This is a genomic window from Streptomyces sp. DG2A-72 (genome assembly GCF_030499575.1).
In the GTDB taxonomy this organism is placed as follows: domain Bacteria; phylum Actinomycetota; class Actinomycetes; order Streptomycetales; family Streptomycetaceae; genus Streptomyces.
This window is the reverse complement of the sequence record NZ_JASTLC010000001.1, coordinates 6,036,023-6,051,004: the sequence shown is the minus strand read 5'-3', so window position 1 is coordinate 6,051,004 and position 14,982 is coordinate 6,036,023. Positions and strand designations below refer to the sequence as shown.

Below are 14,982 nucleotides of genomic sequence, written 5' to 3'. Positions count from 1 at the left end.
TCCGGAAATGAAGAAGCTCAGCTCTCCTTGAAGCCCCGGTGCAGGGCGACCACCCCGCCGGTCAGGTTCCGCCAGGCCACCCTCGACCAGCCGGCCTTGCGCAGCCGCTCGGCCAGCGCGGGCTGGTCGGGCCAGGCGCGGATGGACTCGGCGAGGTAGACGTAGGCGTCCGGGTTGGAGGAGACCGTGCGGGCGATCGGCGGCAGGGCGCGCATCAGGTACTCGGTGTAGACCGTGCGGAAGGGCGCCCAGGTCGGGTGCGAGAACTCGCAGATCACGACCCGGCCGCCGGGCTTGGTCACCCGGTACATCTCGCGCAGCGCTCCATCCGTGTCCTGGACGTTGCGCAGCCCGAAGGAGATCGTGACGGCGTCGAACACGTCGTCCCTGAAGGGCAGCTTCGTCGCGTCGCCCGCGGTCAGCGGCAGCCACGGGTGGTTCCGCTTGCCGACCTGGAGCATGCCGAGGGAGAAGTCGCAGGGGACGACATACGCGCCGGTGCGGGCGAAGGGCAGCGAGGACGTCGCCGTACCGGCCGCCAGGTCCAGCACCTTCTGGGCGGGGCGGGCGTCGACGGCCCTGGCGACCTCCTTGCGCCACACCCGGTCCTGGCCGAGCGACAGCACGTCGTTCGTCAGGTCGTACCGTTCCGCGACGTCGTCGAACATCGAGGCGACTTCGTGCGGCTGCTTGTTCAGGGAGGCGCGGGTCACGGGCCCATTCTTGCAGTACGACTCCCAGCACCCGCCCGGGGGAGGAGCCTCGGCTTCTTCTACGGCCGACCAGAAGGCCTGGGCGAGCGGGATGTCGTCGAGGTGGCCTAACGGCGTCTGTGCACCAAACGCCCCGCGCACACCGTCGCCATGCACTCGCCCTTCTCGTCGAACACGGCCAAATCCGCCCGGCCGTTCTCGGTGATCGCCGTCGGGCGCGTGCGCGGCAGCACGGCCACGTCGTTCCGGGCCGCCGCCGCCCGAAGTTCAGCGGTGTCGGCGTGCTCCTCCAGCACCGCCACCGCCCCCGACTTCAGCACCGCGTGAATCCGTTCGCGCGGTGTCGGCGCGTCCGGGAGGGGGCCGTCGTGGACACGCGCGGGCCCGAGCACACCGCCGGGCCACTGCCGCACCCGCGCACCCGGAAACCGCTCCGTCAGCTCGGCGAGCGACCCCACCGCGGCGACGCGCGCCCCCTCCACCGCGACGGCACCGCCCTTGACGGAGTCCCCGCTCCCCCAGACGAGGCGCACCTCGTCCGCCGCATGAATCGTCAGCACGCGTACGTCAGTTGGAGGCGAGGAGCTTCAGCTCGGGGTGTGCGGTACCGCCCTCGATCGCGGTGGACGAGATGTGGGACATGACGCGCTCGTCGACGGGGTCGTTGGCCGGGTCGTCGTGGACGACGAGGTGCTCGTACGTGGTCGAGCGCTGGGCCGGAACGCGTCCCGCCTTGCGGATCAGGTCGATGATCTCCAGGCGGTTGGAGCGGTGCTTGGCTCCCGCGCTGGAGACGACGTTCTCCTCCAGCATGATCGAGCCGAGGTCGTCGGCGCCGTAGTGGAGGGAGAGCTGGCCGACCTCCTTGCCCGTGGTCAGCCAAGAGCCCTGGATGTGGGCGATGTTGTCCATGAAGAGGCGCGCGATGGCGATCATCCGCAGGTACTCGAAGAGCGTGGCCTGGGTGCGGCCCTTCAGGTGGTTGTTCTCGGGCTGGTAGGTGTACGGGATGAAGGCCCGGAAGCCGCCCGTGCGGTCCTGTACCTCACGGATCATCCGCAGATGCTCGATGCGCTCGGCGTTGGTCTCGCCCGTGCCCATGAGCATCGTGGACGTCGACTCCACGCCCAGCTTGTGCGCGGCTTCCATGATCTCCAGCCAGCGCTCGCCGGACTCCTTGAGGGGCGCGATGGCCTTGCGGGGGCGCGCGGGGAGGAGTTCCGCGCCGGCACCGGCGAAGGAGTCGAGGCCGGCGGCGTGAATGCGCTGGATCGCCTCCTCGACGCTCACCTTGGAGAGCCGGGCCATGTGCTCGACCTCGCTCGCCCCCAGGCTGTGGATGACGAGCTGCGGAAAGGCCTGCTTGATCGCCGAGAAGTGCTGCTCGTAGTACTCGACGCCGAAGTCCGGGTGGTGGCCGCCCTGGAACATGATCTGCGTCCCACCGAGCTCGACCGTCTCGGCACACCGCCGCAGGATGTCGTCGAGGTCGCGGGTCCAGCCCTTGGCCGTGTCCTTGGGAGGTGCGTAGAAGGCGCAGAACTTGCAGGCCGTGACGCAGACGTTCGTGTAGTTGATGTTGCGCTCGATGATGTACGTCGCGATGTGCTCGGTCCCGGTGTACCTGCGCTTGCGTACGGCGTCGGCGGCGGCGCCGAGCGCGTGGAGCGGGGCGTCGCGGTAGAGGTCGAGCGCCTCCTCCGGGGTGATCCGCCCACCCTCGGCGGCACGGTCGAGGACGGACTGAAGGTCGGCCTTCTCGGTCACCGGAGCGTCCCTTTCGTCAAGGGTTGTGGACGGACCCGGCCAGCCTACGTCAGGGCCTTTGTCCGTCCGACCTCAGGCCGTGTACGCCCCGATCAGCAACCCGGCATACGCCCCCGCGATCAGGAACGGCCCGAACGGGATCGCCGTCTTCCGGCCCGCCTTCCGTGCGACGACGAGCGCACCGCCGTAGAGCGCCCCCAGCACGAACCCCGCGAGCGTGCCGAGCATCACGGTCGGCCAGCCGTACCAGCCGAGCGCGGCGCCCATGCCGAGGGCCAGCTTGACGTCGCCGAAGCCCATGCCGCCGGGGTTGATCAGGAACAGGACGAAGTAGCCGCAGCCGAGCGTCAGCGCGCCGAACAGGGCGGTGAGCCAGTCCCCGGTGTGTTCGGGGACGAGCGCGACCAGCCCGAGGAGGACCAGTACCGCCGCCGCGAGCGGGAGGGTCAGCGCGTCCGGCAGGCGCCGCACCCGGAAGTCGACGACCGCGAGGAGCACGCCGACGGGGGCGAGGAGGAGCCAGACGGCGATTTCGGGGCGGGTGTCGGTCGCGGCGGCGAGGGCGGCGCAGACGAGGGCCGTGGCGAGCGGGAGGAGGGGGGTGGTGGTGGCAGGGCCGTACGTCGGATCCGGGCACTGAGCGCATCGCGCCCGCCCGGCCCATCCCCGGATCGGATGCCCGCCGGGGCACTGCTCGCGCCACTCCTGCCCGGACGGGACGGCGAAGCGGTAGGCCGCGCGGGGCAGCAGCGCACCCGTCACCGCGCCCCACAACGCGGCGACGATCACGAGGAGGCCAATCACAAGGAGTCAGTATGGCAGCGGCACTTCTACCGGACCCTCAGCTCTGCCTGCCCTTCGGCAGCATGATCGTCCGGGACACCACGAACGTCGCCGGGATCGCCACCATCGACGCGATCAGCGGAGCGAAGCGGCTTCCGGCATGCAGGATGTCGACGATGACGTACACCCCTGCCGTCGTGATGACGAAGCTCGTCGCGTTCGTCAGGGGGAACAGCAGGAATTTCCGCCAGGTCGGCCTCGTCCGGTAAGTGAACCGGGTATTGAGGAAGAAGGATCCGATCATGCTGAGGCCGGAGGCGATGAGATGCGCGACCATGTACGGAAGGTGCGGCAGGAGCAGCAGGTAAAAGCCGTAGTACGTGCCGGTGTTGATGACACCGACGACGGCGAAGACGACGATCTGGCCCGATATCGGGCGCGGCTCCGAATCGGTTCCGGTTCGCGTGCTCGTCAGGGAATTGCTCATCAGGGAATGAGATCCTTGGTCGGGTTACCGCCGCACCGTGCCGGGTCCTGGGCTCGGTCCACGTTCGTCGCTTTCACCAGGAAGTGCGGGCGCCCCTTGACCTCGTAGTAGATCCGCCCGGTGTATTCGCCGATGATCCCCAGCATGATCATTTGCATGGCCGCCGCAGCGGTGACGGCCGTGATAATCGTGACATAGCCCGGGGTCTCGACTCCGTTGATGAGCGCGGCGCCCACGATCCACGCCGTGTAGAGGCCCGTGCACAGGAGCAGTGCCATGCCGAGGTAGAGGGCGGCGCGCAGCGGGCGGTTGTTGAAGGAGAGCAGGCCGTCGAGGCCGTAGTTGAGCAGGCTGCGGAAGTTCCAGGAGCTGCTGCCGTGGGCGCGGGTGGCGTTCTCGTACTCGAAGGTGGTGCTGGGGAAGCCCACCCAGGCGAACAGGCCCTTGGAGAAGCGGTTGTACTCGGTGAGGTCCACGATCGCGTCCACCACACGCCGGGAGAGCAGACGGAAGTCGCCCACGCCGTCGACGAGTTCGACGTCGACGAGCCGGTTGATGAGGCGGTAGTAGAGGCGGGCGGTGACCGTGCGGGTGATGCGGTCGCCGGTCCTGGTCCGCTTGGCGATGACCTGGTCGTAGCCCTGTGCGTGCAGTTCCACCATGCGGTGGATCAGCTCCGGCGGGTGCTGGAGGTCCGCGTCCATGACGATCACGGAGTCTCCCGAGGCGTGGCGCAGACCGGCGAGCAGGGCTGCCTCCTTGCCGAAGTTCCGGCTGAAGGAGACATAGCGTACGCGCGCGTCGAGTTCGGCCAGCCGCTGCAACTCCTCAAGAGTCCTGTCGCGGCTGCCGTCGTCGACGTAGACGAACTCCATGTCGTGGCCGAGCGGCAGGAGTTCCTCCGCGATCTTCTGGACCGCGTCGTGGAACCGGCCTATGACGTCTTCTTCGTTGTAACAGGGTGCGACGATCGAGATCAGCATGGTTCGGGTACTCCCCGTGAGGTTCGGCGAGCGGTGGTCATGCGCTCGGGTGGTGGTGTGCGCGCCGTCGTCTGACCGCGGCGAGGACGCTGAGGGCGATGAGGGTCAGCAGGGAGGCGGCGCCGACGGCTCCGCCCAGGCGCAGGCCCGGTGTATGGAATGTGCAGGTGAGACTGGTCGAGGAGCCGTCCAGGGGGACGGCGATCAGGCCGTAGTACTGCTTCGCGGGTACGGCGTCGGCGTCACCCGCCGCACAGCGCCAGCCGGCGATGCGCGGGGCCGCGACGACCGCGGTTCCCTTGCTGCCGGGCGGCAGTTCGGCGCGGATCGTGCCGTCGGAGACGGACACCTTCGTGGCGCCGGTGGCTTTCAGCTGGTCGACGGCGGCGCGCAGGCGCCCGGTGTCCAGGCAGCCGACCGCGCCCTCGGGGACGACGCCCGGCCGGTTCGGGGACAGTTCGATGCGGAGCCGTCCGGACGCCGGGACCGTGCCAAGGGGCTCTATCGCAGCGATCTTGGTGCCGGGGTCGGAGCGGAACCGCCCGGGGGTCTGCGCCCCGGTGATGCTCGCGGTGCCCGAGAAGTGCGGGGCCCAGAGGTACGCCTCGCTGCCGGCCTGGCAGGTGGCGGTGATCGTCGACCTGCCGGGACCGTTGACCCGCAGGCCAGATCGGCTGTCGGAGCTGCGCGGCGGCGGCTTCCCGGCGGGGGTGCGGACCGTGATGGGCGGCACGGTGTAGACCCGGGCGCCCAGCAGCAGTTCCTGGTTGCGGTACGGCGACGGCCCGAAGGCGGAGACGTTCGCGCCGGCGGTCGGCCGCACCGTCACCAGGGGCGGCACGTCCTCCCGGGACACGGTCACCTTGGTGCCGTCCTGCGGGAACCAGCCCTGATGCGGGTCCGGCGGTGAGTGCACCCGTGCGCCGACGGAGAAGATCGCGTCCGTGACGGCGTTGTCCAGGCTCTGGATGTTGCGGCCGCGCGAGGTGTAGCCGTCTCCGAGGGCGATGAGCGTGCGGCTGAGGACGTCGGAGGTCAGGCTGCTGTAGTACTGGGCGCCCTGACCGCCCACCATCAGCGGGTCGTTGCCGACGGTCTGCTCCCGGCCCGGGTCGGTCCGGTACTTGGGCCAGCCGTCGGCCTCGGCGATCGCGTCCGCCTGTTGCTGCTGCCGCGGTCCCCAGGGCGCGTAGTCGTCGAGGTGCCCGAAGCGCAGCCGGGTGGCGACGGCGGAGGTGGCGGTGGCCTCACCGACCTGCGTGCCGATGAGCAGGGTCACGGCCAGTCCGGCGAGTACCGTCTTGCGCCCACTGTCGTGGCGGGCGAGCAGCACCAGCCCGCACAGGGCGCCCGCGGCGGCGAGCAGGGTGAGCGGCAGGACGAAGGAGCGGTCCGTCAGCGCGCTGCGGCTCGCGACGGCGATGATCAGCGCCAGCAGTCCGCCCGCCGCGGCCAACGCGCGGCGGCCGGGAGGGCCGTACGCCAGCGCGTGCCACGCGGCGATCACCAGCATCCCGCAGAGCACGAAGGTCTGGCGGTACGAGCTGCCGTTCGGGGTGGAGAAGGCGTGCCAGAGGAGGTGGGTCGGGCCCCACTGGAACGACAGCGCGACGGCGACGGCGAGCAGCGTCCAGCCGTAGCGCACCCGGCGCGGGACCTTCCGGTGGAAGGGCAGGGCGAGGGCGAGCAGCAGCGCTGTGGTGCCGACGTAGATGGCGGGCGTACCGAAGCTGTACGTCGTCGGCAGCAGCCGGGCCACCATGTCTTCCGTCGGTGAGGGGACGAACGTCCGGACCACACCGGGGTAGGCGTGCTTGGTGCCGAAGTAGACGACGACCACGAGCGGCGCGGCCAGTCCCACGCCGAGCGCCATGGTCAGGACGGCGCGGCCCGCCGCCGCGAGCCGCTGCCGCCGGTCGAGGTCCGCGAGCCACAGCCGCAGCAGCACCACCAGACCGGCGGCGAGCGTGGCCATGTACGCCGTGTAGAAGTTGGCGATCCAGGCGAGCGCCACGATGACCACGCCGAGCGCCCGGCGCCGGTCGTTCAGCGCCCACTCGCCGACCAGGCACAGCAGCGGCAGGGCGAGAAGGCCGTCGAGCCACATCGTGTTGTAGATGGACGTCGCCAGCGTCCAGCCGCACAGGGCGTACGACGCTCCCAGCAGCCCCGCGGCCCACCAGCGGCCGGGGCGCATCCTGAGCAGCAGCCAGGCCATCGCGGCCCCCGCCGAGGCCACCTTCAGCAGGGTGATCACATACACCGCGAGGTCGATCTCGTCCCGCGGGAACACCCCCACGAGCAGGGCGAACGGGCTGCTGACGTACGTACCGAGGTCGGGCAGGAAGCTGGAGCCGTACCCGGACTGCCAGTTGACGAAGAGGCCGCCGTCGGCCCGCCCGTGCAGCAGGTCCCACAGGTGGGCGTGGAAGGGTACGTACTGGTTGCCGAGGTCGTTGACGTTGCGGGTGCGGAAGCCGAAGGGGTAGCTGCGGGCGATGATGTCGCCGGCGCACAGGACGGCGATGGTGAGGGCCGCCGCCAGCAGCGCGGCGGGGCCTGCCGGGCCGGCGGGGCGGCGGGGCAGACGGAGGCGGAGGCGGAGCCGCGTCGGGGTTCCGTGCGTGGCTCCGGTCGACGGCGTTGCCGGGGTCGCCTGTTCCGTCCGTTCGAGACGGGTGGTCTGGTTCACACCCTGTCCCTGTCCGGTCGGCGGACCGTGTTCCTGTGAGCAGCGCCACTTCCGCTCAGGGAACCGGCCAAGGGCAGGCTCGGACTAACCATTCTCGGCAAGCCTCCGGAGATTTGCGGGTGATTCGCCGTCTTAGATGAGCGCTCCACAGGAATGGTTGTGTGACATGAGGAACTGTGGGGAAGAATTTCGGATACGTGCACCGGAGTTTGCCGAACAGGGCGTTACTAAAAGGTAGACAAAAGATGCCCTGAAGCGGGAACCGCTAATTGATCTTCGACATCCGGGCCGTCGGATTCCCCGACTCCGCGCTGTCCGACCGATAGGTGAGATCGTCCCCGACCGGAGTGATCCGCACCGTCGCGGCAGCCTGACTGCACCCCGCGTGATTGCCCTTCGCCCCCACCGACGTCGCCACGATCTGCTTCGCGGACACACTCTTCAGGGTCAGTACGTCATTACAGACGAGGCCTACCGGATCGGTCTGCCGAAGAGTCCCCAACTCCTCGCCCACGTCCGCCTTGTGGATGGTGACACGGAAGGTGCCCATGGGGAGGCTGCCGCCGAGTCCGGTGGCCTGGCCTTCCCAGGTGCCGATGTAGGCGGCGGGTACGGCGGTCGGGTCACTGTCACCCGGCGCCTCGCCGGACGCCGAACTGGACGGTGAACCGCCCGCCGCGTCCGACCCGTTGTCGTCACCCGGCAACAGGTCGAACACGAACACCGACCCCACCGTCACCGCCGCCAGCGCCCCCGCGACCGCAAGAGCCACCGTGCAGCTCACCTTCCGACCCCGCCCACCGTCACCCGGCGCCGAGGTCGCCGCCACGGAGACGGAGAGCTTGCCGGGCTGCTGCGGAGGCACCGCCGGCTCGGCGTCACGCGGCTCGGGCACGGAAGCCGGCGGAGCGACGGACGGCATGACCGGCGGCGGCCCGAACTCCCCCACCGACGGATTACTGAACCCCACCGGCCCCGACGCCACATCCCCCGCCGCCTCAAGGTTCAGCAGCTGTACGGCACCCCGGCTCACCTGCTCCACGAGCGCTCCCGGCAGCCACCCGCCCGCGACCAGCCGGGCCGCGCCCTCCGGAGCCAGTCGCCGGGCCACCTCACCCGGCGAGGGCCGCGCCCCCGGGTCCTTCCCGAGACAGGCCGCCACCAGCTCCCGCAAGTCACCGGTCAGGGAGCCGAGTTCGGGCTCTTCGTGTACGACCTTGTAGAGCAGTGCCGCCGACGAGTCACCGGGAAACGGCGGCTCACCCGTCGCCGCGTACGCCAGCACGGCTCCCAGCGAGAAGACGTCCGCCGCACCCGTGACGCCCTTGCCGAGGATCTGCTCGGGCGACATATAGCCGGGCGAGCCGATCGAGACGCCGGTGGAAGTGAGGGACGCCGTGCCGTCCGTGGCCCGGGCGATGCCGAAGTCGATCAGCAGCGGTCCGTCGAGGGTGAGCAGCACATTCGACGGCTTCACATCCCGGTGGACCAGCCCCAGTTCGTGCACGGCCGCCAGCGCCTCGGCCAGACCCGCACCCAAGGCCCGTACCGAATGCAGCGGCAGCGGACCTCCGTCCGCGATCGCCGCACTCAGCGAGGGGCCCGCCGCATACGCGGTGGCCACCCATGGCACCCGCGCGTCGGGGTCGGCGTCCAGTACCGGCACGGTCCAGGCGCCGCCCACCCGGCGCGCGGCATCGACCTCGCGCCGGAAGCGGGCGCGGAACTCCTCGTCGAGGGCGAAGTGCGGGTGCACGATCTTCACCGCGACCGTGCGGCCGCCGGAGCTTCGGCCCAGATAGACCCGCCCCATGCCGCCGGAGCCGAGCCGGCCGAGCAGCCGGTAGGGACCCACGGCGGTGGGTTCGTCGACGTCGAGCGGTTGCATGGCGCCCCCTCTCCCCCGTGTACGCCTGCAGTCCCCGGCAGCCTATTGGTCCGGACGCACCTACGGCTGGAGCAGATCCACCTTCACGTCGGCCGGGAAGCCGGTCGTGGGGCCGACGCGGCGGGCGAACTCGGCGACCGCCTCCAACTGGGGACCCCCGAAGCGGAAGTCGAGGGTCGTGAAGTACCGCTCCAGGACCTGTTCGTCGAAGGCCTCCCAGCGGGCCGCCTGCTCGGCGACCTTGCCGACCTCGTCGAGGGAGAGGTTGCGGGAGGCGAGGAAGGCCTCGTGCACCGCGCGGGTGATGACGGGCTCGCGCTCCAGGTAGTCGCGGCGGGCGGCCCAGACGGCGAAGACGAAGGGCAGGCCGGTCCACTCCTTCCACAGCGCGCCGAGGTCGTGCACCTCGAGGCCGAAGCGCGGGCCGTCGAGCAGGTTGGCGCGCAGCGCGGCGTCCCCGATCAGTACGGCCGCCTCGGCCTCCTGCATCATCAGGCTCAGGTCGGGCGGGCACGTGTAGTAGTCGGGCTGTACGCCGTAGCGGTCGGCGAGCAGCAGCTGGGCCAGGCGGACGGAGGTGCGCGAGGTCGAGCCGAGGGCGACCCGGGCGCCGTCCAGCCGGTCCAGCGGGACCTGCGAGACGATCACGCAGGACATCACCGGGCCGTCGCAGCCGACGGCGATGTCCGGGAAGGCGACCAGGTCGTCGGCGTTGCGCAGGAACTCCACGAGCGTGATGGGCCCGATGTCGAGGCCACCTTGGACCAGCTGTTCGCTGAGCTTCTCCGGGGTGTCCTTGGTCAGCTCGAAGTCGAGGAGGGTACCGGTTCTCGCGAGCCCCCAGTACAGGGGCAGGCAGTTGAGGAACTGAATGTGGCCGACGCGCGGCCGGGTGCGAGAAATGTCCACATCGCGAGACTAGACCCCATGGGGTACGGTGCACTCTTCAGGGTGCCGCGAACCGCCTCATAGGCCCCGTCAGCCCCCCGCCTGGATCTTCAAACTTCCGAGTGACGTGATCTTGGCCTCTATTGCTTTCGGCTGCCTGCGTGCTAGGCTCGCCGCAAGTTGCAGTTTGGTTTCCCTTGCAGTACAGAGCCTGCGGAGCATGTAACCGCGGGCTCTCGTCGTTTTCAGACGTATGCAGTTGTGCGGCACAGTTTTCACACTTGCAGGTTCTGGAGCAGGGCAACCCTTTGGGCCCAAGGAGGGCTTATGGCTACCGGAACCGTGAAGTGGTTCAACGCCGAAAAGGGCTTTGGTTTCATCGCCCAAGAAGGCGGCGGCCCCGACGTCTTCGTTCACTACTCCGCGATCAATGCGAGCGGCTTCCGCTCGCTGGAGGAGAACCAGCAGGTCTCCTTCGACGTCACTCAGGGCCCGAAGGGCCCGCAGGCGGAGAACGTCACCCCCGTCTGAGTCTTCGGCCTCGGAGCCTGGTGCTTTGATCCGGAACAGATAGCAGTACCCAAGGAGCCCCGTGCCGCAAGGCAGCGGGGCTCCTGCCTTTTGCCCTGGACCTCACACGTGCTGCATGACCAGCACGAACGTCGTCCCGACTGCCAGCGCCTCGTACGAGTGCGGCACATCCCCGCGGTACGACATGTAGTCGCCGGGCCCCAGCTCGACCTCCTCACCCCGGGGCCCCGCCTTCACCCGGCCCGTGCTGACGATCAAGTGCTCCACGCTCCCCGGAATGTGCGGCTCCGAATCCCGGGCCGGGCCCGGTTCCGCGCGCAGGTGGTAGATGTCCCGCCGGGCGCCGGGCGGGCTGGCGGAGAGCAGGGTGGCCACGTAGTCCGCCCGTTCGGAGGCGACCGTGGGCCCCTCGCCCGCCCGGATCACCTGAACGGCCGAAGCCGGCGGCTCCACCAGCGCGCTGAACGGCACCCCGAGTGCGACGCCCAGCGCCCACAGCGTCTCCACGCTGGGGTTTCCGCTGCCCGTCTCCAGCTGGGACAGCGTGGACTTCGCGATCCCCGCCCGTTTGGCCAGCTCGGACAGCGACAGCCCGGCCCGGGTGCGCTCGCGGCGCAGGGAGGCGGCGATCCACGCAAGGGGCTCGCTCATACGGCTCACTTCCCATCGTTCGCTCTACAGGCACGTTCGTTCGGCTTGACGAACGAACGTCCAGGTGTTCATCCTGGAAAACATGCGTTCGCTACTCCGAACACCGATGATGGCACCTCTGGTGCGCGACAGCGCCCTCGTCTGGCTGGCGAGCGGTGTCGTCGGCGTCTCCTTCGGCGCGGTCTCCGTGGCCGGCGGGCTGCCCGTCTGGGTGCCGGTGGTGATGTCGCTGGTCGTGTACGCGGGCTCGGCGCAGTTCAGCGCGGTCGGCGTACTGCTCGCCGGGGGCGGGCCGTTCGCCGCGGCGGCGACCGGGCTGCTCCTGAACACCCGGACGGCGGCCTTCAGCCTGGCCGTGGCGGACGTCCTCGGCAGCCGGAGCCGGTTCGCCCGCTTCCTCGGCGCCCACCTCGTCACCGACGAGACGGTCGCCTTCACGCTCGCCCAGCCCGATCCGGTACGACACCGGACGGCATTCTGGGTGAACGGCCTCGGCCTGTTCGCCGCCTGGAACACCGGCGTCCTCGCGGGCGCGCTCGCCGGAAGCGCGCTCGGCGACACGGCGACGTACGGCCTCGACGCCGCCTTCCCCGCCGTCCTGGTGGCGCTGGTACTGCCCGCCCTGCGCAAGGACGCGGGCGTACGACGGGCCGCCGTGCTCGGCGCGGTCGTGGCACTGGCGGTGACCCCCGCCGTCCCCGCCGGGGTGCCGGTGCTGTTCGCGCTCGCCGGGCTCTTCGTATACGGACGGAGGCGGGCAGCGGCATGAGCACGACGGTCGCGATGATCCTGGCGCTGGCGGTGGGGACGTACGCCTTCCGGCTGGTGGGACCGGTTCTTTACGGACGTATCGAACTCCCCTCGAAGGTCCAGGAGTTGATGTCGGCCGGCGCGATCGTCCTGCTCACCGCGCTGCTGGCGACCGGCGCGCTGACCGAGAGCGGGGACTTCGCGGGGTGGGCGCGGCCGAGTGGGGTGCTGGTGGCGGGCGTACTGGCGTGGCGCCGGGCGCCGTTCGTGGTGGTCGTGCTGGGGGCGGCGGCCACGACGGCGGTGCTGCGGGCGGCGGGTGTGGGGTGAGTGTCAGTGGGGGTCGGTAGGGTCCGCGGCCATGACCGAAGCCGATTTCCTCACCGCCACACGCACCTTCTACGACGCCATCGCCGAGGACTACGCCGACCTCTTCCGTGCCGAACTGGCCAAGCCACTGGACCGGGCGGTGTTCGCCGGGTTCGCGGAACTGGTGGGGGCAGGCGGTCGCGTGGCCGACCTGGGCTGCGGGCCGGGGCGTGTGACGGCCCACCTCGCCTCCCTCGGACTGTCCGTCTTCGGGCTCGACCTGTCGGAGTCGATGCTCACGATCGCCCGGCGGGAGAATCCGGGGCTGCGGTTCGAGCAGGGCTCGATGCTGGAGCTGGACCTACCCGACGGTTCGCTCGCGGGCGCCGTGTCCTGGTACTCCTCCATCCACACCCCTGTGAACGAACTCCCCTCCCTCTTCGACGAGTTCCGGCGCGTCCTGGCACCGGGCGGCCACCTCCTGATCGCCTTCCAGATCGGCGACGAGCCCCGGCACCACGACCGGCCCTGGGGACATGATGTGGCGCTGGACTTCCAACGGCGACAGCCGGACCAGATCGACGGCCTGCTCCGAGCCGCCGGGTTCGCGCCCGTCATGAGGATGGTGCGAGAGCCCGCCCCGAACGAGCCGACGCAACAGGCGTCCTTGATCGCCCGCAAACCCGCCTAGGGGCAGCGCCCCGTAAGGGGCGCGGGGCTGTATCTATATGCGGCTCCGCCGCGTGGGCGCGACCAGCCACAACGAACCCGCACCCGGGCGACGGAGCCCTCCGCCCGCGAACCTGGTGGAGAGCTACCGGAGGGACGGCGCGCGGGCCTGACACTCCGCTCCGGGCCTACTTCAGGCCGATCGCCGCGCAGTCCGCCGCATACTCCGGGGTGCAGATCTCCTTGACGGTGTAGACGCCGTCCTGGATCAGCGTCTCCTCGATGTTGTCCCTGGTGACGGCGACCACCGGCACCAGCTGTGCGGGAATGTCGTCGTCCGTCGGGCTGTCGACCTTGTCCTGGGTCAGTGCGTCGAACTCGATCGAGCGCCCCTGGACCTTGTACACGGCCATCTTCGCGGCGTCGGTCGCCTCCTCCGCGAACGGCTTGTACACGGTCATGTACTGGTCGCCCGCCACGATCCGCTGCACCGCGTCCAGATTCGCGTCCTGCCCGGTCACCGGTGGAATCTTGCTCGCGCCCGCCGCCTTCAGCGCCTTGATGACAGGGCCCGCGAGGCCGTCGCTCGCCGCATACACGGCGGCGATGTTGTCCAGCCCGACGGCCTCGATCGCCTTCCTCATGTTCGCTTCGGCGACTCCGGGCGACCACTTGTCCGTGTCGTACTGCTGGACGATGTTGACCTTGCCTTCGAGTTCGTGGAGCGCGCCCTGCTTGAACAGTGCCGTGTTCGGGTCCTCGGGATCGCCGTTCATCATGACTACCTTGGCGGACGCTGCCTGCGAGCCGAGTTCGCCCATGATGGCGCGGCCCTGCACCTCGCCGACCAGCTCGTTGTCGTGGGAGACATACGCGTCGATGGGCCCCTGCGCGAGCCGGTCGTAGGCGATGACCGGGATGTTCGCGTCCCTGGCCTTCCGTACGTCCGTGGCGATGGCCTTGGCATCCAGCGCGTCGACGAGGATGACATCCACCTTGTCGTCGATCATCTTCTGGAACTGTCGGCTCTGCTCGGCCACGCTCGCCTCGGCGTTGGCGTAGACGACCTTGCCCCTGTTGTGGGTGAGGGTGGCGACTTCCTTCTTGATCAGCGGATGGTCGAACTTCTCGAAACGGGACGTGTCCTTGTCCGGCAGGAGGAGACCCACCGTGATGTCGTCGCCCTTCTTCGGGGGCGCGGAGCTGTCGCCGCCCCCGATTCCGCCGACGACACCGCACGCGGCGATCGACAGGGCCGAGGCGGAGGTGGCGAGGCCTATGCCGATACGGCGTACGGCTGATGTGTGGGGGGAACGAGGGTTCACTACTGGAGCCTTCCGAGCCGATGAGCGGCGTGCTACCCGGGTGGCGGTAGCAAATGCCCCGAGGGCATGTCACGTCAAGCGGTTGTCGTAACAGGACGGCAAACGTTTTCCCTGATCACAACCCTGGCTCCTTGAGCGCGAGTTCCACCCACACCGTCTTCCCGACGTCGCGCTCCGCAACGCCCCAGGTGAGAGCGAGCAGCGAGACGAGAATCAGCCCCCGCCCGCGCTCTCCCTCCGGCTCGTTGATGAACCTGAGTTGCCGGTCACCTCTCGGGTCACTCACCTCAATACGCACGGTCTCCTCAGGAAAGAGCAGCAGCCGCAACTCGAAGTCCCTCCCGGGAAGACGCCCATGCGTCACGGCATTCGCGGCGAGCTCGGCGACCAGCTGCTGCGCGGTGCGGTTCACCTCGCTGTCGTACGGGTGCCCCCACGCGGCGAGTTGCAACGCGGTGAGTCGTCTGGCGAGCCGGGCACCTCGGGGGGTGGCGCTCAGGCGCTGGGTGGAGATTTCGGCGTTCACGTCACTCAGCGTGGTCGGTT

General features: G+C 69.7%; 16 protein-coding genes. 4 read left to right on the top strand and 12 right to left on the bottom strand.

Annotated features, from left to right (window positions below; all coding sequences use genetic code 11):
- Window positions 1–17: 17 nt before the first annotated feature.
- The 9 genes from QQY66_RS28905 to QQY66_RS28865 form a co-directional block, all read right to left on the bottom strand.
- Window positions 18–713, bottom strand: a complete 696-nt coding sequence (locus tag QQY66_RS28905; RefSeq protein ID WP_301983193.1) for a demethylmenaquinone methyltransferase — start codon at window positions 711–713, stop codon at window positions 18–20.
- A gap of 107 nt (window positions 714–820) precedes the next feature.
- Complete coding sequence (locus tag QQY66_RS28900; protein WP_301983192.1) at window positions 821–1,273, bottom strand: hypothetical protein; 453 nt, start codon at window positions 1,271–1,273, stop codon at window positions 821–823.
- 7 nt (window positions 1,274–1,280) lie between these two features.
- The gene (gene mqnC / locus QQY66_RS28895; protein ID WP_301983191.1) at window positions 1,281–2,480 is read right to left on the bottom strand and encodes a cyclic dehypoxanthinyl futalosine synthase; all 1,200 of its coding nucleotides are present in this window, start codon (window positions 2,478–2,480) and stop codon (window positions 1,281–1,283) included.
- A gap of 72 nt (window positions 2,481–2,552) precedes the next feature.
- Window positions 2,553–3,284, bottom strand: a complete 732-nt coding sequence (locus QQY66_RS28890; RefSeq protein WP_301983190.1) for an A24 family peptidase — start codon at window positions 3,282–3,284, stop codon at window positions 2,553–2,555.
- Window positions 3,285–3,321: 37 nt separating this feature from the next.
- Window positions 3,322–3,750, bottom strand: a complete 429-nt coding sequence (locus QQY66_RS28885) for a GtrA family protein (RefSeq protein WP_301983189.1) — start codon at window positions 3,748–3,750, stop codon at window positions 3,322–3,324.
- Window positions 3,750–4,733 (bottom strand): glycosyltransferase family 2 protein, encoded by a 984-nt coding sequence (locus QQY66_RS28880; RefSeq protein ID WP_301983188.1) that lies wholly within the window; start codon window positions 4,731–4,733, stop codon window positions 3,750–3,752. Before QQY66_RS28880 ends, QQY66_RS28885 begins: the two co-directional genes overlap by 1 nt.
- Window positions 4,734–4,770: 37 nt before the next feature.
- Window positions 4,771–7,320, bottom strand: a complete 2,550-nt coding sequence (locus tag QQY66_RS28875) for a YfhO family protein (protein ID WP_301987531.1) — start codon at window positions 7,318–7,320, stop codon at window positions 4,771–4,773.
- A 370-nt stretch (window positions 7,321–7,690) separates the two neighbouring features.
- Window positions 7,691–9,313, bottom strand: coding sequence for a serine/threonine-protein kinase (locus QQY66_RS28870; protein WP_301983187.1), 1,623 nt, complete (start codon window positions 9,311–9,313; stop codon window positions 7,691–7,693).
- Between the two features lie 60 nt (window positions 9,314–9,373).
- A complete protein-coding gene (locus QQY66_RS28865; RefSeq protein ID WP_301983186.1) occupies window positions 9,374–10,222 on the bottom strand; it encodes a menaquinone biosynthetic enzyme MqnA/MqnD family protein in 849 nt (282 codons plus the stop codon).
- A gap of 306 nt (window positions 10,223–10,528) precedes the next feature.
- Here QQY66_RS28865 and QQY66_RS28860 point away from each other — a divergent pair, with 306 nt between their 5' ends.
- Window positions 10,529–10,732: a cold-shock protein gene (locus QQY66_RS28860; RefSeq protein WP_003992177.1), complete on the top strand. Its 204-nt coding sequence runs from the start codon at window positions 10,529–10,531 to the stop codon at window positions 10,730–10,732.
- A 102-nt stretch (window positions 10,733–10,834) separates the two neighbouring features.
- On the opposite strand, the gene QQY66_RS28855 is transcribed toward QQY66_RS28860, so the two are convergent.
- A complete protein-coding gene (locus QQY66_RS28855) occupies window positions 10,835–11,383 on the bottom strand; it encodes a helix-turn-helix domain-containing protein (protein WP_301983185.1) in 549 nt (182 codons plus the stop codon).
- An 82-nt stretch (window positions 11,384–11,465) separates the two neighbouring features.
- Here QQY66_RS28855 and QQY66_RS28850 point away from each other — a divergent pair, with 82 nt between their 5' ends.
- Genes QQY66_RS28850 through QQY66_RS28840 form a run of 3 tightly spaced genes read left to right on the top strand, consistent with a single transcriptional unit; the run spans window position 11,466 to window position 13,133 of the window.
- Window positions 11,466–12,152, top strand: coding sequence for an AzlC family ABC transporter permease (locus QQY66_RS28850; protein ID WP_301983184.1), 687 nt, complete (start codon window positions 11,466–11,468; stop codon window positions 12,150–12,152).
- Window positions 12,149–12,463: an AzlD domain-containing protein gene (locus tag QQY66_RS28845; protein ID WP_301983183.1), complete on the top strand. Its 315-nt coding sequence runs from the start codon at window positions 12,149–12,151 to the stop codon at window positions 12,461–12,463. The genes QQY66_RS28850 and QQY66_RS28845 overlap by 4 nt, the downstream gene beginning before the upstream one ends.
- A 31-nt stretch (window positions 12,464–12,494) precedes the next feature.
- The gene (locus QQY66_RS28840) at window positions 12,495–13,133 is read left to right on the top strand and encodes a class I SAM-dependent methyltransferase (RefSeq protein ID WP_301983182.1); all 639 of its coding nucleotides are present in this window, start codon (window positions 12,495–12,497) and stop codon (window positions 13,131–13,133) included.
- Between the two features lie 166 nt (window positions 13,134–13,299).
- Here the strand turns inward: QQY66_RS28840 and QQY66_RS28835 are convergent, their stop codons facing one another.
- Complete coding sequence (locus QQY66_RS28835; RefSeq protein ID WP_301983181.1) at window positions 13,300–14,436, bottom strand: sugar ABC transporter substrate-binding protein; 1,137 nt, start codon at window positions 14,434–14,436, stop codon at window positions 13,300–13,302.
- Between the two features lie 115 nt (window positions 14,437–14,551).
- The gene (locus tag QQY66_RS28830) at window positions 14,552–14,962 is read right to left on the bottom strand and encodes an ATP-binding protein (protein ID WP_301983180.1); all 411 of its coding nucleotides are present in this window, start codon (window positions 14,960–14,962) and stop codon (window positions 14,552–14,554) included.
- Window positions 14,963–14,982 lie beyond the last annotated feature (20 nt).